Genomic DNA, 14,415 nt, shown 5'->3' on the forward strand with positions numbered 1-14,415 from the left:
ACTTTTCATGACAAAACCCTTTCAACAGCATCGGTAAACACTTTCGGCGAAGCCAGCTGCATCTCGCGGCTTTCGATATGCACGGCGACCTGAATAGAACTGGCGCGGGTCATGCGTTCGCCGGTTTCGGCGTCGCTGATCAGGTAATTGATCTTCAAGCGGCTTTCCCATTCCACGAGGCTGGCGCGCACGATCAGCCGCTGGCCGAAGGTTGCGCCGCGCACGTAGCGCAATTGCAGATCGATCACCGGCCAGCCGTAGCCCGAAGCGAGCATCTGCGTGTAGTTGTGGCCGATGTGGTCGAGCAACGCACAGCGCGCCACTTCCAGGTATTTCACGTAATGGCCGTGCCAGACGACGTTCATCATGTCGATGTCGAAAAACGGCACGACGAACTCGGTGTCCGCATGAATGACGCCTTTACTGCGCATGCAACCTCCAGTGGCAATCAGCGATACGTTGCAGGCACAGACGCAGTTCGCCTTCCAGCGCGCGGTCTTCGATGACCGGCGGGAAATCTTGCGCCAACTGTTCGTGCATGGCGGCCAACGCGGGTGGCAGCGGGCGGGCATCGGCGGCCTTGCTGCGCAGCCAGACGCCCTGATTGGCGGCGATCAAGGTGGCGGCGGCGACTTGTTCGGTCAATTCCAGCACACGAATCGCGTCACGGGCGGCGATGGTGCCCATGCTCACTTTGTCCTGGTTGTGGCATTCGGTGGAGCGGGAAAACACGCTGGCCGGCATGGTGTTTTTCAGAGCTTCCGCAGTCCAGGCGCTGGTGCCGATCTGCACCGCCTTGAAGCCGTGATTGAGCATCGCCCGCTCGGCAGTCGCGCCGGACAGGTTGCTTGGCAAGCCGTGGTTGTAGCGTTCGTCGACCAACAGCGCGAGCTGGCGATCCAGCAGATCTGCAACGTTGGCGACCAGATTTTTCAGGCTGTCCATGGCGAAAGCGATGTGCCCGCCGTAGAAATGCCCGCCGTGCAGCACGCGCTCGGCTTCGGCGTCGATGATCGGGTTGTCGTTGGCACTGTTGAGTTCGATCTCGATGAACGAGCGCAGCCAGTTCAGGCTGTCAGCCAGAACGCCCAATACATGGGGCGCGCAACGCAGGGAATAGCGATCCTGCAGACGATGCAACGGCGCAGTGGGTGCGTCGATGGCCAGGTCCTTGCGCAACCAGGCGGCGACTTGCATCTGCCCCGGATGCGGTTTGGCGGCAAACAAACGCTCGTCGAAATGCTCGGGATTGCCCTGCAACGCCACGACGTTCAGCGCGGTAATCCGGGTTGCCAGTTGCAGCAGGTAATCGGCGCGGGCGAAGGCCAGGCAAGCCAGACCGGTCATGACCGCCGTGCCGTTCATCAGCGCCAGGGCTTCCTTGGGGCGCAGCACCAAAGGCTCCCAACCCAACTCGCGATGCACGTCGCTGGCCTGGCGGCGCTCGCCACGGAACATGACTTCGCGCTCGCCGGACAGCGTCGCGGCGACATACGACAGCGGCGTCAGATCACCACTGGCGCCCACCGAACCTTCTTCCGGAATCAGCGGCAGCACGTCCTGATCGAGAAACGCCTGCAAGCGTTCCAGCAACTCGACACGCACCCCGGAAACCCCCTGACACAACGATTGCAAACGCGCCGCAAGTACCGCGCGAGTGGCTTGCGCATCCAGCAGTTTGCCCAGGCCGCAGCCATGAAAGGTGTACAGATGACGCGGCAAGGCTTCCACATGATGCAGCGGCACGGCCACCACGCAGGAATCGCCATAACCGGTGGTCACGCCGTAAATCACGCCTTCCTTGTCCAGCAGCGAATCGAGAAACTGCGCGCCCTTGGCGATGCGCTGGCGAAAGGCGCTGTCACTTTGCAGGGTGGTGGGCACTTGGCGATTGGCCAGGGCCAGCACGTCTTCAATCTGCAATGCACGTTCGCCGAAGGTAACCGGCTCAGGAACTTGATTCGTCATCGGACTTCCAGAAAGGATAGAAATTGAACCATTGTTGCGGGGCTTGCAGGCAATAGTGGCTGAGGCGGTCGGCGTAACGCTGCGCCCATTGGCCGATCACTTGCTGGCGATCGCTGCGCCGCCATTCGATGGCATCGGCGAACGGTTCGAGAATCACCCGATAGCCGTTCGCGCCCTTGAGGCAGAAAATCAGATGGATCGGGCATTTCAGCAGCCCGGCCAGCAGCCATGGGCCTTGAGGAAACGCAGCGGTGCCGCCGAGGAAATCCACCTTGGCATTACGCCCGCCATGCAGCGCGACGCGATCACCGGCAATCGCCAGCCATTCGCCGCGATCCAGACGCTCGCTCAATTGGAGCATGATCATCGGGTTCAGCTCGCTGACCTGAATCAGCCGCAAGTGAGTGGCCCCGGCTTCGCCCAGCAAGCGATTGAAACGTTCGGCGTGCTTGGTGTGGACCAACACGTTCATGGTGACTTTTTCGCCCAGCTCGGCCAGCGCGCGGCAGACTTCAAGGTTGCCCAGGTGCGCGCCCACCAGCATCTGCCCGCGCTGACCGCGCAATTGGGTGCGTAAACCGGCGGGGTCGACGATATCGATCTGTTCCAGGCGCAACTTGCCGTTCCACACGTCGAGCTTGTCCAGCAACGAGTCGGCAAACGCCATGAACTGGCCGAACACCCGGCGTTGGGTCGGCAGCAATTCCGGTCGCGCGCTCCATTGGGCCAGCCGCCGCTGGTATTCCCAGGCGCTTTTGCGCGCCTGACGACCAAACAGAAAAAAGTACAGGACAATGCCGTACAGCAACGGGCTCAATACCCGTCGACCCAGACGCTTGGCGGCCCAGGCGGTGAGCTGCATGAGCATGAAACTGCCGCGTTCTTCGTGATCGGCCCAGTGTTTATCCGACTGCTGATTGCTCATGGCAGCCACCGTCGCCAGAGAATCAACGGGAAACGCGCGAGCATGCCAAAGAACAATCGGGTGTGCATTTTCGTGATCAGCACATTGTCGTGAAACATGCGGAAGTGCGACACGCCGTCCTGTGGGTAATGCACGTTGACGGGCAACCACTGCATCGGCAGATTGCGCCACGCCAGACGCACCAGAATGTCCGAGTCGAAATCCATGCGTTTGCCGATCTGCACCGTATCGATCAGCTGCACCACGGGCTGCAGCGGGTAAATCCGGAAGCCGCACATGGAATCCTTGATCTGCAGTGAAAGCGTGTTCACCCAGACCCAGAAGTGCGTCAGGTAACGGGCGTACAGCCGGCCTTTGGGCACGCTGGCATCGTATTGCGGGTAGCCGCAGATCACTGCATTCGGCTGTTGCCGGGAATGTTCGATGAACAGCGCGATGTCGCTTAGATCGTGCTGGCCGTCGGCATCGACTTGCAGTGCGTGGCTGAAACCCCTGCGCTGGGCCTCGCGAAACCCCGCCATCACCGCGCCACCTTTGCCTTGATTGGCGGGCAGCGTGAGCAGGTGGACGTTCTCGCCTTGCGCCAGCGTGCGTAACACCGCCGCACAAGCGGGGCTGCTGGCGTCATCCACCAACACACACGGCAACCCCGCTGCCAACACCGCTGCTACCACGGCCGACACGGCGTGTTCATGGTCGAACACCGGAATGATTGCGCAGGGGTTATGCATGAGGTGAACAGCCTGTTGGAGCGAGGCTTGCCCGCGAAGACAATATTCCTGATCCAGATAATGCTTCGGATGTACCGGCCAATTCGCGGGCAAGCTCGCTGCCACAGGTTTTGTTGCGCTTAAACATCCGCCACCTCCAGCAATATCCGCCCGCTGGAGCACGCGGCTTCGCTGTTGCGATAGGTGAAGTAGAGTTTGCCGCGTTCGGCGTCGAAGCGCAGGGTCAGGCTGATTTCATCGCCTGGGCGGACCAGTTGCTGGAACTTGAGCACTTCCATGCCGGCGAATTTCGGCGGCAGATCCAGCAAACGCTGGCCCAGCGCCATTGCCCAGTCCACCTGAACCACGCCAGGCAGCACCGGCGCAGATGGGAAATGGCCGCTGAAATAGGCAAGGTCCGCCGGAACATGCAGGTCCAGATGCAGTACGCCGTCGATCATCTGCTGATTCATCACCTCCGGTTGACGCACTCGCGGTGCCAACAGCAGCGCCTGCACCTCCGCCTGAGGCAATTTGCCCTGCGCGTTGAGCGGCAATTGCCGCAGCAGACGCCAGCGTCGGGGCAGGGCGATGGCTTCGCAGTGCGGGCGCAAATGCTCGCGCAAGGTTTGGGTCAGGCTGCGTCGGCCCTGATTGCGCAATGCGTTCAACCCTGCGGCATTGAGCACCACCAAGGCGCCCAGCGACGCGCGTTTCTCCTGAATGACCCCCAAGCGCGCCTCGTTCACCCAGGCATGGCAGGTCAGCGCCTGTTCCAGCAGCGGCAGGGAAATGCGCTTTTCTTCGAGTTTGACGATGCGGTCCAGACGACCCAGCAATTCGAAGCGGCCGTCCTCGCTCATGCGCACGGCATCGGCGCTGTGTTCGATGTGGCCCGGTGGCATATAGGTTGAACTGATCAGCAGCGCACCATCGCCATCCTGCTCCAGCCGCACGCCGTCGAACGCCTGCCAGTGGTTTTCGCCCTGACGCCAGGCAATGCCACCGGTTTCCGAGCTGCCGAGAATTTCCGTCGGCCATTGCCCGAGCCGTGCATGCAGGCTCGCGGCGGCTTCGCCGGGCAATGCGCCGCCCGAGGAAAACACCCGGCGCACCGCGCTCAAGGCCGGCCAGTCGAGGTTGTCGCCCATGCGTTTGAGCAGCGCGGGGCTGGCAACCCAGGCAAAAGCCGGGTGTTCGCGACTGGCGCGCTGCAAGTCTTCCGGAAAAGGCAATTGTTTGCGTACGAAACTGCGCCCGGCACTCAGCGGCCACAACACGCGAAACAGCAGGCCGTAAATATGCTGACTCGCCACGCTGCCGATGATGCAGGCCTGACCCAGTTCCGCGCCCCACAGGGATTCCAGCGCCTGAATCTCGTTGGCCAGCTGCCGCAGGCGCTTTTCAATCAGCTTGGGTTCGCCGCTGGAGCCGGAGGTACACAGGCTCAGGCGGCATTGGTCCAGATCCAGCAAGGCGGGCGGCAGGGGATCGGCGTGCAGCTCGCGCAAATGGAGGTCGCCGGGCTGATCGGTCAGCCAGCCATCGACGTGGTCGGCCCAGCGTTCGCGGGTCTGCGCTTGCAGGTCGGCGGGCAGCAGCACGCTGACGCCGGCCCGCCAGGCACCGAACAAGGCGACGGCCAGTTCCCCGGCATCTTCCAGGTGCAGCGCCAGACGCTCGATGCCCCGGGCTTGCAATGCAGCGGCGAGGCTCAAGGCCTGGGTGCAGAATTGCGCGTGGTTCAGCGCGGGTGCCTGGGTCAGTTCGCGGTCGGCCTGGGGTTCGAGCAACAGTTGCTCAGGCTTGATCCAGTTGAGGGCGATCGGATTCATGGGGTTCAAGTGTTCCATTTGAGTTCGCCGCTGCGCACGCGCCGGCGGACTATCCATTCGCCTGCAAACAGCAAGGCCATCAACCCGTAGGAAATCAGCCCGGTGTACAGCGTCCACCACGACAGCGGCGCCCACAGGGTCAGGGCCGCAGCCATCAGGCCGTTGCCGAGGAAGAACCAGCACCAGACTTCAGTGACCTTGCGCGTGTAGCGCACCGCGACGACGGGCAGATCCGCTTCACGCATGCGCGCCAGACGCTCGACCATCGGTGGGCCATAAATCAGGCTCAAGCCAAACAGGCCCAGCATCGAGGCGCTGATCAGCACCGGATACCAGCGCAGCAACAGCGGGCTGTTGAACGCGCCCAGAAGCAGGCAAAAACCAAGGGCGACCAGCGGCGTGATCAGGCTGCCGGGGCGCTTTTCGGAGGTCAGCGCACGCCCTAGCCACAGGCTGCCGAGCAGTAAGGCGAACTGCCACGGGGCGAAGTGTTCGGTGCCGTAATAAACGGCAAATGGATACACCGCGCCCGCCAGCAGCAGCCCTGCGCCGATCAGCCGCTTCATGCGGCGGCGTTGACCAGACGGTAAACCGCCTCGACCACGTCGTTGACGGTGCGTACGGCCTTGAATTCTTCGGCGGCAATTTTCTTGCCGGTCTTGCGCTTGATGTGATCGATCAGGTCCACGGCATCGATGCTGTCGATTTCCAGGTCCTGATAGAGATTGGCTTGCAGACTGACTCGCTCAGGCTCAAGTTCGAACAGCTCAACCAGCGCCTCGCGCAGGATTTCGAAGATGTCTTCACGGGTTTGCATGTTCAGTCCTCAGGCCACTTGCCGGGCGATGACAAACGCCGCAAGGCTGTCCACGCTGGTGAAATGATCGCGGGTGTCCTTGGCGTCGGCGTCGATCTTGATGCCGTAGCGCTTCTGGATGGCCAGGCCCAGTTCCAGTGCGTCAACGGAGTCCAGTCCCAGGCCTTCGCCGAACAGGATCTGATCGTTGCCGATGTCGTGGGTGCTGATGTCTTCCAGGCCCAGGGCGTCGATGATCAGCTGTTTGATGTCACGGTGCAGATCGCTCATCTGAGGCGAGCTCCTTGATGAAATAGTGATGCAGGTAATCGTTGAGCTTGCGCGAGGCGACGGGCGCCGGGCCAAGGGCAGCAAAGGCTTGTGGATCTATATCGGGTCCGACGCACAGGCTGAAATGCACGCGACGCTGGGGGATGCGGTACCAGGGCTCGGCCTTGGTCAATGTTGTCGGGCTGACCTTGATCACCACGGGCGTGATCACGCTGGCACCGCGCAGGGCAATCGACGCCGCGCCACGGTGGAATTCCGGTGCCTGACCCGGCTGGGTGCGGGTGCCTTCCGGGAAAATGATCAGCGTCTGCCCAGTGCGCAGGGCGTCTGCGGCGTTGTCCAGCATGTCGACATTGCCATCGTTGCTGATGTACTCGGTGGCACACACCGGCCCGCAGGTGAACGGATTTTTCCACAGGCTGCGCTTGACCACGCAATTGGCGTCGCGCACCAGCCCGATCAAGAACACCACATCGATCAGCGAGGGATGGTTGGCGATGATCATCTGACCTGGCCGGCCCAGTCTTTCGGCGCCTTGCACGTCATACGTCAGCACGCCGAGCCGGGCCATGATGCGAATGAACAGCCAGAATAACCAGCCGATGGTGCGCCTGGCCCGTTGTCTGTGGGTCAGCGCATCGCCCGGCAACCAGCCGAGCACCGGGAAAACCACCAGGCGCAGGCACAATCCGCCCACCCCGAACAGGGCAAAGGACATCGCGGTCGCCAGCAGACGCCAATAATAGGCGTCGCGGCCTCTATTCAGCGGTTGCGTTGCCAATTCCATAACCGGTTCTTCCAGGGATGTTGGCAAGCGGTCTGCGCGCTGTTGAGGGCGCACAACAGATTCAGTGCATGTGGCCAAGGGCTTCGCCCCAGCGCTTGGGTATTGGTCTGCAACGACAGCTGCCAGTCGTCGCCGGGCGTCAGTAGCAGGCCCACGGCATAAGGAAACGGCACGTCGTCGATCCAGTCGGCATAGGCCTCGGGAGGCTGCTCTTCGGTAATCACCAGCAATACCGCAGGCGCGCCTTCGGCCAGCAAGGCGGCGGCTTCGAATGCGCCGTGTTCCAGGCCATCGCCGGTGGCGGCCAGGGCGGTCATTTCGCTGGTTTCGCCGCGCATGATCGACCACAGGCCAATCACTGAGTTGTGTACGGACAAGCTGAATTGGGTGGGTGACAGCGGCTGCTCGGTGGCGACATCGCAGAGTATTTCGAAGGTGCGAGGCGTTTCACCATGGCGCGAAACGAACACCAGCGGCAGGCGCTCATGCCCTTCGGCCAATGGCCAGCCCACGGCAAAGGCCATGCGCGCCATACGCCCGAGGCGGCGACGCTGCATGGCGGGCAGAAATGACACGTCCGGCGCCTCATCGCTGCTTTTCAATAGCGTCGGTTGTTGGCTCCACTGCTGCCACTTTTCGACGTCCGCGAGGCCAGGGGCCCAGGCGCGCCATTGTGCGATGTTGAAGGTGATCAAAAATTCTCTTCCCGCCCCTGCGGGCTACTTCTCGCTGCGTTACTGCCAGGGATATTGCCGACCAGCGTGCGACATCGGCCGAATGGCTGGCATTATCCCGGTGGGGGTGATGAGTAGCAATTTGTTAAGTAAGAAATATCCATTTGAAGTGTAGGTTTCGTCGAGTTTCTGCGTCTGATTTGGTGAAGCGCTCGCCCTTGTCACACGCTTTGCATAGACTCGTTCCATTCATCGGTTTTCTTCAACCTACCAGGAGGTCCGTCCATGCGTCGGGTGGTATTCAATCAGAAAGGCGGGGTTGGCAAATCCAGCATTGCCTGCAACCTGGCTGCGGTCAGCGCCCAACAAGGCTATCGGACGCTTTTGGTCGATCTTGATGCCCAGGCGAATTCGACCCAGTACCTGACTGGCCTGACCGGCAACGATATCCCTATGGGCATCGCTGATTTTTTCAAGAACACCCTGTCTTCCGGGCCTTTCGCCAAGAAAAACCATGTCGATATCTACGAGACGCCGTTCGACAACCTGCATGTCATCACTGCCACTGCCGAGTTGGCTGACCTGCAACCCAAGCTGGAAGCGAAGCACAAGATCAACAAGCTCCGGAAGTTGCTCGACGAGCTGGATGACGATTACGAACGTATCTATCTGGATACGCCGCCAGCGCTTAACTTCTACGCAGTTTCGGCACTGATCGCGGCGGATCGCGTCCTGATTCCCTTCGATTGCGACAGTTTTTCCCGCCAGGCGCTGTATGGCCTGATCAAGGAAATCGACGAATTGAAAGAGGATCACAATGAAGCGCTGCAAGTGGAGGGGATTATCGTCAATCAGTTCCAGCCGCGAGCGAGCCTGCCGCAGCAGATTCTCGATGAGCTGATTGCCGAAGGATTGCCGGTGTTGCCGGTGTATCTAAATGCTTCGGTAAAAATGCGTGAATCCCATCAAGCGAGTACCCCGCTGATTTATCTCGATGCACGGCATAAATTGACCCAGCAGTTTGTGGAGTTGCATACGCTGCTTGAGGCGTGAAATCGGTAGGAAAGAGGGACCTGTCCCCGAAACGGCCGGTGCCAACGTTGAAGATCTTCCCCGGCAGAACCGCCGCCTTCCCGGACGAGTCCGGTCCTACCGGGTAATACACAACCCGGTAGGAGGGGACTTGTCCCAGGTGCGCCTAAATGACATCCGGAAGTGGCGCAAACAACTTGCAGCGGATGGTTCCGTCCTTGATTGAGCGGTTGATCCGCTTGGCGTTCGCTTTCGCCTGCTCGGCCAGATCGGCAGGAATGGCAATGGCGGCGTCCATATCAGCCTTGATGACTTCCTGGGTCGCGATGAGTGTGTTGGATCCGGGCTTGCAGCCGCACTTGACGAGATGCCCGTGGGTGGCGACGGCGACGAATTCATCAATATAGGTTGGGTTGCCTTCGGCGATGTAGCCGACACGTTCGCAGGCTGAACACCAGGTCGGATCGCCCATGCGGGCAAACCGTCGCAGTTCCATCAACTCCGTGGCGGATGCGCTCAGGACAAAACCGCCGCTGGTGGTTGGATCGCCTTCCCTGACTACATATGACATGGCTTGTACTTCTCTCGACGTTGGCTGGAATGCAAATGCTAGGTCGAAAAAGCCGTGTCAGGGGCGTCCGGATTACGTTTAGGACAAGTCCTACGGCAAATTCAGCAATCCATCACAAGCAGGTTTGGCGCAGTCCTTCATTACAGGCTCAAATCCCTTGGCTTTTCAGCCAGGCGAGCAACTGCTGCAACGGGAACGCGCCGCTTTGTCGGGCGACTTCCTTGCCGTTCCTGAACAGGATCAGGCTGGGAATCGAGCGGATACCCAGCTGTGCGGAAAGTTGCTGATTGGCTTCACTGTCCAGCTTGGCCAGCCGACAACGCCCGGCCAACTCGGCGGCCGCCTGCTCGAAGACCGGCGCAAACGACTTGCACGGCCCGCACCATTCAGCCCAGACGTCCACCAGCAGCGGCAGGTCGCCCTTGATCTGACTGGCGTAGTCGCCTTCAGTCAAATTGAATGGTTTGCCCAGTAGCACCGGTTGCTTGCAGCGCCCGCATTTGGGCTGATCGCCCAGGCGCTCGGCGGGAATACGGTTCAGCCCGTTGCAGTGCGGGCAGGGGATCATCATCGATTCGGACATGACGGCTCCAGACATTGAGTGGCAGTACGCGGATTGTACCGTCCGTTGTCGCTGAGGAGCGTGTGAATGCAGTGCGTTGGAGCGCGGCTTGCCCGCGAACCTGCCGTAGGAGCGACTGTAGGAGCGACTTCAGTCGCGAGCCGCCCATCAACTGCCCTCCCGGCTAGCCGGTCCTACAACAACCCTCGCCAATAGGGCCACGTTCGGCCTTAATACCTGCTCCATTAGAAATGGGTGGTCGAGAGTTACTTAGTTGTATTCTTGTAGGACCTCTCTTACTGCGGTTAGGTACTTATCTGAAAATCCACCATTGTTAGTCAGCGTTCACCCTGTAAATTCAGGGCGTTGCCAAAAACCTATCCTTTCGAGTAGTTGTCAGTTCTTTTTAAAGTGGGTACCGTTTTTTCATTGTTATTTGACAGGTACTCAGAGATGAAAAATAAAAATGTATTGAGGTTATGTGGTGGTGTCGTTGCTTTGGTTGTGGCGGGTTATGCTCAGGCAGGGCCCGAGGTGACGATTACGTTCAAGAATAACAGCGATTCGAAATCAACTTATGATGTGGTGGGTAGCAGCGCCTATAGTTATGCCGAGGCTAACCCAAAACCGATGCCTGAAGTTCAGGCTCATGAGTCTGATGTCTATCGCGTCAGGGGCGCGCAATCTCCTGATGTCACAACAGTCGTATTTCAGTACAAAATGGGCGCTAAAACCTGCAAGTTTAAAACCAGCTATATCAAGTTGCCGAGTCGCAGCGGGACTGTACCGAAGTGGAACAAAAGCGAACAATCCTCGGGTGGCGCGCGCTGCGAAGCAAGGATCACCGGGACTGATTTCGCCACTCACGATTGGGCAGTCGAATTCTCAATGAAATAAGCCTTGCGTCATGCAGTCTGAATAGCCGCAGCCGCCATGGAAAATACCTGTTCATGCCGGCGGGCTATTCGGACTTCTTACCCTGTCCCTTGTAAAGGCCTGCTCATGATAAATAATATTCCTGGCAGCACCCGCGTTATAAATACCTCAACCTCACAAGTTACTCCTGTTGCCGCTGTCGCTTCCAGTAAAACAGGGTTGATTGCACCTGCTCAATCCGAGGGAGCTCCAATGCTGTCCACCCTGTCTCGTCAGTTGGCAGCAAGTGCCGAGCGCGCCGAGGCGCGGGACAAGACGCTGGACCGGCGGCAACTCGGAGTTGAGGCGCGCCGGCTGCGCGGTCAGATTTCGAGCGATGACCCTGTGCATAACAGCGAAGTTCCCGATACGGATGATCAGGACTTATTGAAAAGGGCGAGAGAGGCCACCGATTATGTGACGCGCTTTCATCTGCATGGTCGCAGCCTCAAAAACCCTTTTGCAGAGTTGTCGAGGGAGCAGCTGAATTTGATCGTCCATGACGAACATGGACCCTATACGATCAACGAAAGGCACGCTGCCTACTATGAAATCGTTGGCCTTGAATCTAAATGGAACAAAACTTTATGGGGGCCTGCCGATATCGAGTCTGCAATGAATGATGGCCGAACTCCAGGGTTCTACACCGAAGTGCTAAACCACTATAAAACCCTTCCTCTTATCGAGCAGGCCGACTATCCCGAGGAGTACGAAACGCGTCTGCTGGCCAGAATCAAGGAGGAGAGCGACCCCAGCGCCGAGAAATCGAAAGACTTCAAACTCCTGACCCTGTTCGAAGTTCTGGCCAAACTTAAAACGTTTGGCAATCAGGAGGCGGCTGGCGACGTCGGTGCAAACGCTGTTGCAGCTTCGGTTAAGGAATCCGGTAACTAGTTATAAAACTTGCTAAGAGGTGCGCATATGGTCATTCAAATTCAAGGTTCAGCTGCGTCCGTTGTTCCTAAAGCTCCATCTGCAGTAGAAAGCTCGTCCCCGGTTAACAAGTCAATAAAACCGATAAAAGTCCCCGATGAACACTCAGGCAAAGCCAGCATGTCTGCTCTTTCTCGCCAACTGGGAGAAAGTGCGGTTCGCGCAGAAACCCGGGATAAAACACTCAACCGCAGTGAGCTGGGTACAGAGGCGGACAGGATATTGGTAGCGCTGGTGGATAATTACGAGGCGAAGAAAGACGTCCACAATCGCGAAGTGCCCAAGAGTGACGATCCTGACCTGCTCAATCGGGCTCAACAGGCCACAGCGTTTCTAGCCAAGAGATTCGCGGGTGACGAGGGCGGCAAAAGTCCTTTCTCCGGCTTGTCGAGGGAACAGCTGGTGCTGATCGCCTATGACGATAAAGGGCCGTATACCGTGAATGAGAGGCGCGTGGCGTGGGGTGATGCGCAAAAGATCGAATCCGACTGGAGGTTCAAGACCGTAGCTCAAGGAAGCTTAGATGCCAGTGTTACCGGGAGGTATCCCAAGTTCCTGACTGAGGTCTTGGAGCATTACCGAGCCCTGCCCGCCATCGAGCAGGCCCAATACGACGAGGGTTATGAAACCCGCTTGTTGGACAACATCAAAAACGACGGCGGTCTCCCCAAACAGGACGACCACCTGCCCAATCTGTTCGAAATCCTCGCCGGACTTCAGCGGCCGGAGAAGAAGCCTGAGCAGCCGCCAGTCAGGGACGTCGGCGATACAGTCGAGGCACCAGCCAAAGCCAGAACCAAGGCCGACACGCCAGTCGCTGCCGCCCCTGAAACATCGGCCGTCAAGACGAGCAACTTATCTCCAGATGCTTCCCCCACTCCGGCGGGCGTTCCGCGTAGTTAGCCATGCCGGGTTGTTCGGTGAAGGGGTTGCACAGCACTTGGTGCAAGCGGCGGACTTCTTCGTAGTTGCCGTCTTCGGCGGCATCGATGGCTTTTTGTGCCAGGTAGTTGCGCAGGATGTACAGCGGGTTGACCGCGTGCATCCGGGTCTGGCGTTGTTGCTCGGTGCCGTTGTCTTCTCGCGAAATACGCGCCGCGTACTCCTCGCCCCAGGCGTCGAAGCCTTTGATATCGACGAAGTCGTCGCGCAGTGAGGCCAGGGCTTGAGCGGCAGGATCGTTGCCCAGGCGGCGGAAGAACAGGCTGTAATCCACACCGCTGTTCTGCATCAGCTTGAGCAGTTTAGCGATCAGTTGTTCGTCAGCCTCTTCGGCGCTGGTCAGGCCCAGACGGCGGCGCATCAGGTCCAGGTAGTGCGCCTGGTACAGCGGCAGGAACAAACCGAGGGTCTCGCGCAAGGCTTCGACGCTGATGAACGGCGTCAAGGCCTGGGCCAGCGCGCTGAGGTTCCATTGGCCGATGGGCACCTGATTGCTGAAGGAGTAGCGGCCTTCGTGGTCGGAGTGGTTGCAGATGAAATTCTGGTCGAAGTCATCAAGAAACGCGAACGGCCCGAAGTCGAAGGTGATGCCCAGAATGGACATGTTGTCGGTGTTCATCACGCCATGACAGAAACCATAAGCCTGCCACTTGGCGATCAACTCGGCATTGCGCTCGACGATTTCCCGGAACATTGCCAGATAGGGTTCGGCCTGTTCAAGGCACTGCGGGAAGTGCATGGCCAGCACGTGCTCGCCCAGTTCCTTGAGCTGTTCCGGCTGCTTGGTGTAATAAAAATATTCGAAGCTGCCAAAGCGGATATGACTCGGCGCCAGACGCAGCACCATCGCTGCACGTTCCTGTTTTTCCCGCCAGACCGGCGTGCTGGAGCCGATCACGCAGGCGGCGCGGCTGCTGGGAATGCCCAGCGCGTGCAGCGCTTCGGAGGCAAGAAATTCGCGGATCGAGGAGCGCAGCACCGCGCGACCATCGCCCATGCGCGAATACGGCGTCTGGCCCGCGCCCTTGAGGTGCAAGTCCCAATGCTCGCCAGCGTCGTTATAGACCTCGCCCAGCAGCAGGCCGCGACCGTCGCCCAGGCGCGGGTTGTAGGAGCCGAACTGATGCCCCGAATACACCATCGCCCGAGGATCAGCGTCGGCCCAGAGCTTGTGGCCGCTGAAGATTTCGGCGAACACCTGCTGTTCGGCTTGTGCGGGATCGAGATCGAGCAAGGCCAATGCCGCAGCGCTGGCAACCACCAGGCGCGGGTCGGCGATGGGCTCGGGGAGCACCGAAGTGGAGAACGCATCGCCCAGACGGGCAAAGCGGTTATCGAAGGTCAGTTCGTCGAGGGCTTTCAAGGGCCATCTCCAGCAGAATGTCCGACTAGTTTGCTAGGTTATTCGTCATGAGTCCAGTTGCGAGGTTACCCGTGGCACCGGCTCGTAGGAGTGGCTCGTAGGAGCGGCTTT

At 59.5% G+C, this 14,415-nt stretch carries 17 protein-coding genes; 4 read left to right on the plus strand and 13 right to left on the minus strand.

Annotated elements, in window-relative coordinates; genetic code table 11:
- Positions 1–5: 5 nt before the first annotated feature.
- The 10 genes from CFII64_RS16005 to CFII64_RS16050 form a co-directional block, all read right to left on the minus strand.
- A complete protein-coding gene (locus CFII64_RS16005; RefSeq protein ID WP_020291846.1) occupies positions 6–431 on the minus strand; it encodes a thioesterase family protein in 426 nt (141 codons plus the stop codon).
- Complete coding sequence (hutH, locus tag CFII64_RS16010) at positions 421–1,968, minus strand: histidine ammonia-lyase (RefSeq protein ID WP_020291847.1); 1,548 nt, start codon at positions 1,966–1,968, stop codon at positions 421–423. The genes CFII64_RS16005 and hutH overlap by 11 nt, the downstream gene beginning before the upstream one ends.
- Entirely contained in the window at positions 1,949–2,893 is a 945-nt protein-coding gene (locus CFII64_RS16015) for a hypothetical protein (protein ID WP_020291848.1), read from the minus strand. The genes hutH and CFII64_RS16015 overlap by 20 nt, the downstream gene beginning before the upstream one ends.
- Entirely contained in the window at positions 2,890–3,624 is a 735-nt protein-coding gene (locus CFII64_RS16020) for a glycosyltransferase family 2 protein (RefSeq protein ID WP_020291849.1), read from the minus strand. Before CFII64_RS16020 ends, CFII64_RS16015 begins: the two co-directional genes overlap by 4 nt.
- Before the next feature lie 119 nt (positions 3,625–3,743).
- Positions 3,744–5,438, minus strand: coding sequence for an acyl-CoA synthetase family protein (locus tag CFII64_RS16025; RefSeq protein WP_020291850.1), 1,695 nt, complete (start codon positions 5,436–5,438; stop codon positions 3,744–3,746).
- Positions 5,439–5,443: 5 nt separating this feature from the next.
- Complete coding sequence (locus CFII64_RS16030; protein WP_020291851.1) at positions 5,444–6,004, minus strand: hypothetical protein; 561 nt, start codon at positions 6,002–6,004, stop codon at positions 5,444–5,446.
- On the minus strand, positions 6,001–6,255 hold the full coding sequence (locus CFII64_RS16035) for an acyl carrier protein (protein WP_020291852.1): 255 nt from the start codon (positions 6,253–6,255) through the stop codon (positions 6,001–6,003). Before CFII64_RS16035 ends, CFII64_RS16030 begins: the two co-directional genes overlap by 4 nt.
- Positions 6,256–6,264: 9 nt before the next feature.
- Positions 6,265–6,525 (minus strand): phosphopantetheine-binding protein, encoded by a 261-nt coding sequence (locus CFII64_RS16040; protein ID WP_020291853.1) that lies wholly within the window; start codon positions 6,523–6,525, stop codon positions 6,265–6,267.
- Positions 6,506–7,312, minus strand: coding sequence for a 1-acyl-sn-glycerol-3-phosphate acyltransferase (locus tag CFII64_RS16045; RefSeq protein WP_020291854.1), 807 nt, complete (start codon positions 7,310–7,312; stop codon positions 6,506–6,508). The genes CFII64_RS16040 and CFII64_RS16045 overlap by 20 nt, the downstream gene beginning before the upstream one ends.
- Positions 7,288–8,007 carry a beta-ketoacyl synthase chain length factor gene (locus CFII64_RS16050; RefSeq protein WP_020291855.1) on the minus strand — a complete coding sequence of 240 codons (720 nt, stop codon included), beginning with the start codon at positions 8,005–8,007 and terminating at the stop codon, positions 7,288–7,290. Before CFII64_RS16050 ends, CFII64_RS16045 begins: the two co-directional genes overlap by 25 nt.
- Positions 8,008–8,271: 264 nt before the next feature.
- On the opposite strand from CFII64_RS16050, the gene CFII64_RS16055 reads away from it, so the two are divergent.
- On the plus strand, positions 8,272–9,039 hold the full coding sequence (locus CFII64_RS16055; RefSeq protein ID WP_020291856.1) for a ParA family protein: 768 nt from the start codon (positions 8,272–8,274) through the stop codon (positions 9,037–9,039).
- A gap of 145 nt (positions 9,040–9,184) precedes the next feature.
- Here the strand turns inward: CFII64_RS16055 and CFII64_RS16060 are convergent, their stop codons facing one another.
- Together CFII64_RS16060 and trxC are read right to left on the minus strand one after the other, a co-directional pair.
- Positions 9,185–9,589 carry a PAAR domain-containing protein gene (locus tag CFII64_RS16060; protein WP_020291857.1) on the minus strand — a complete coding sequence of 135 codons (405 nt, stop codon included), beginning with the start codon at positions 9,587–9,589 and terminating at the stop codon, positions 9,185–9,187.
- Between the two features lie 148 nt (positions 9,590–9,737).
- Complete coding sequence (trxC, locus tag CFII64_RS16065; RefSeq protein WP_020291858.1) at positions 9,738–10,172, minus strand: thioredoxin TrxC; 435 nt, start codon at positions 10,170–10,172, stop codon at positions 9,738–9,740.
- Between the two features lie 432 nt (positions 10,173–10,604).
- Here trxC and CFII64_RS16070 point away from each other — a divergent pair, with 432 nt between their 5' ends.
- From CFII64_RS16070 to CFII64_RS29045, 3 genes are all read left to right on the plus strand, one after another.
- Complete coding sequence (locus CFII64_RS16070; RefSeq protein ID WP_020291859.1) at positions 10,605–11,048, plus strand: hypothetical protein; 444 nt, start codon at positions 10,605–10,607, stop codon at positions 11,046–11,048.
- Between the two features lie 105 nt (positions 11,049–11,153).
- Positions 11,154–11,960 carry a hypothetical protein gene (locus CFII64_RS16075; protein ID WP_156883200.1) on the plus strand — a complete coding sequence of 269 codons (807 nt, stop codon included), beginning with the start codon at positions 11,154–11,156 and terminating at the stop codon, positions 11,958–11,960.
- Between the two features lie 27 nt (positions 11,961–11,987).
- Positions 11,988–12,902 carry a hypothetical protein gene (locus CFII64_RS29045; protein WP_156883202.1) on the plus strand — a complete coding sequence of 305 codons (915 nt, stop codon included), beginning with the start codon at positions 11,988–11,990 and terminating at the stop codon, positions 12,900–12,902.
- On the opposite strand, the gene selO is transcribed toward CFII64_RS29045, so the two are convergent.
- A complete protein-coding gene (selO, locus tag CFII64_RS16085; RefSeq protein ID WP_020291862.1) occupies positions 12,841–14,304 on the minus strand; it encodes a protein adenylyltransferase SelO in 1,464 nt (487 codons plus the stop codon). The two genes, CFII64_RS29045 and selO, sit on opposite strands and share 62 nt — an antisense overlap.
- Positions 14,305–14,415: the final 111 nt, after the last annotated feature.

This window comes from Pseudomonas sp. CFII64, assembly GCF_000416235.1.
GTDB lineage: Bacteria > Pseudomonadota > Gammaproteobacteria > Pseudomonadales > Pseudomonadaceae > Aquipseudomonas.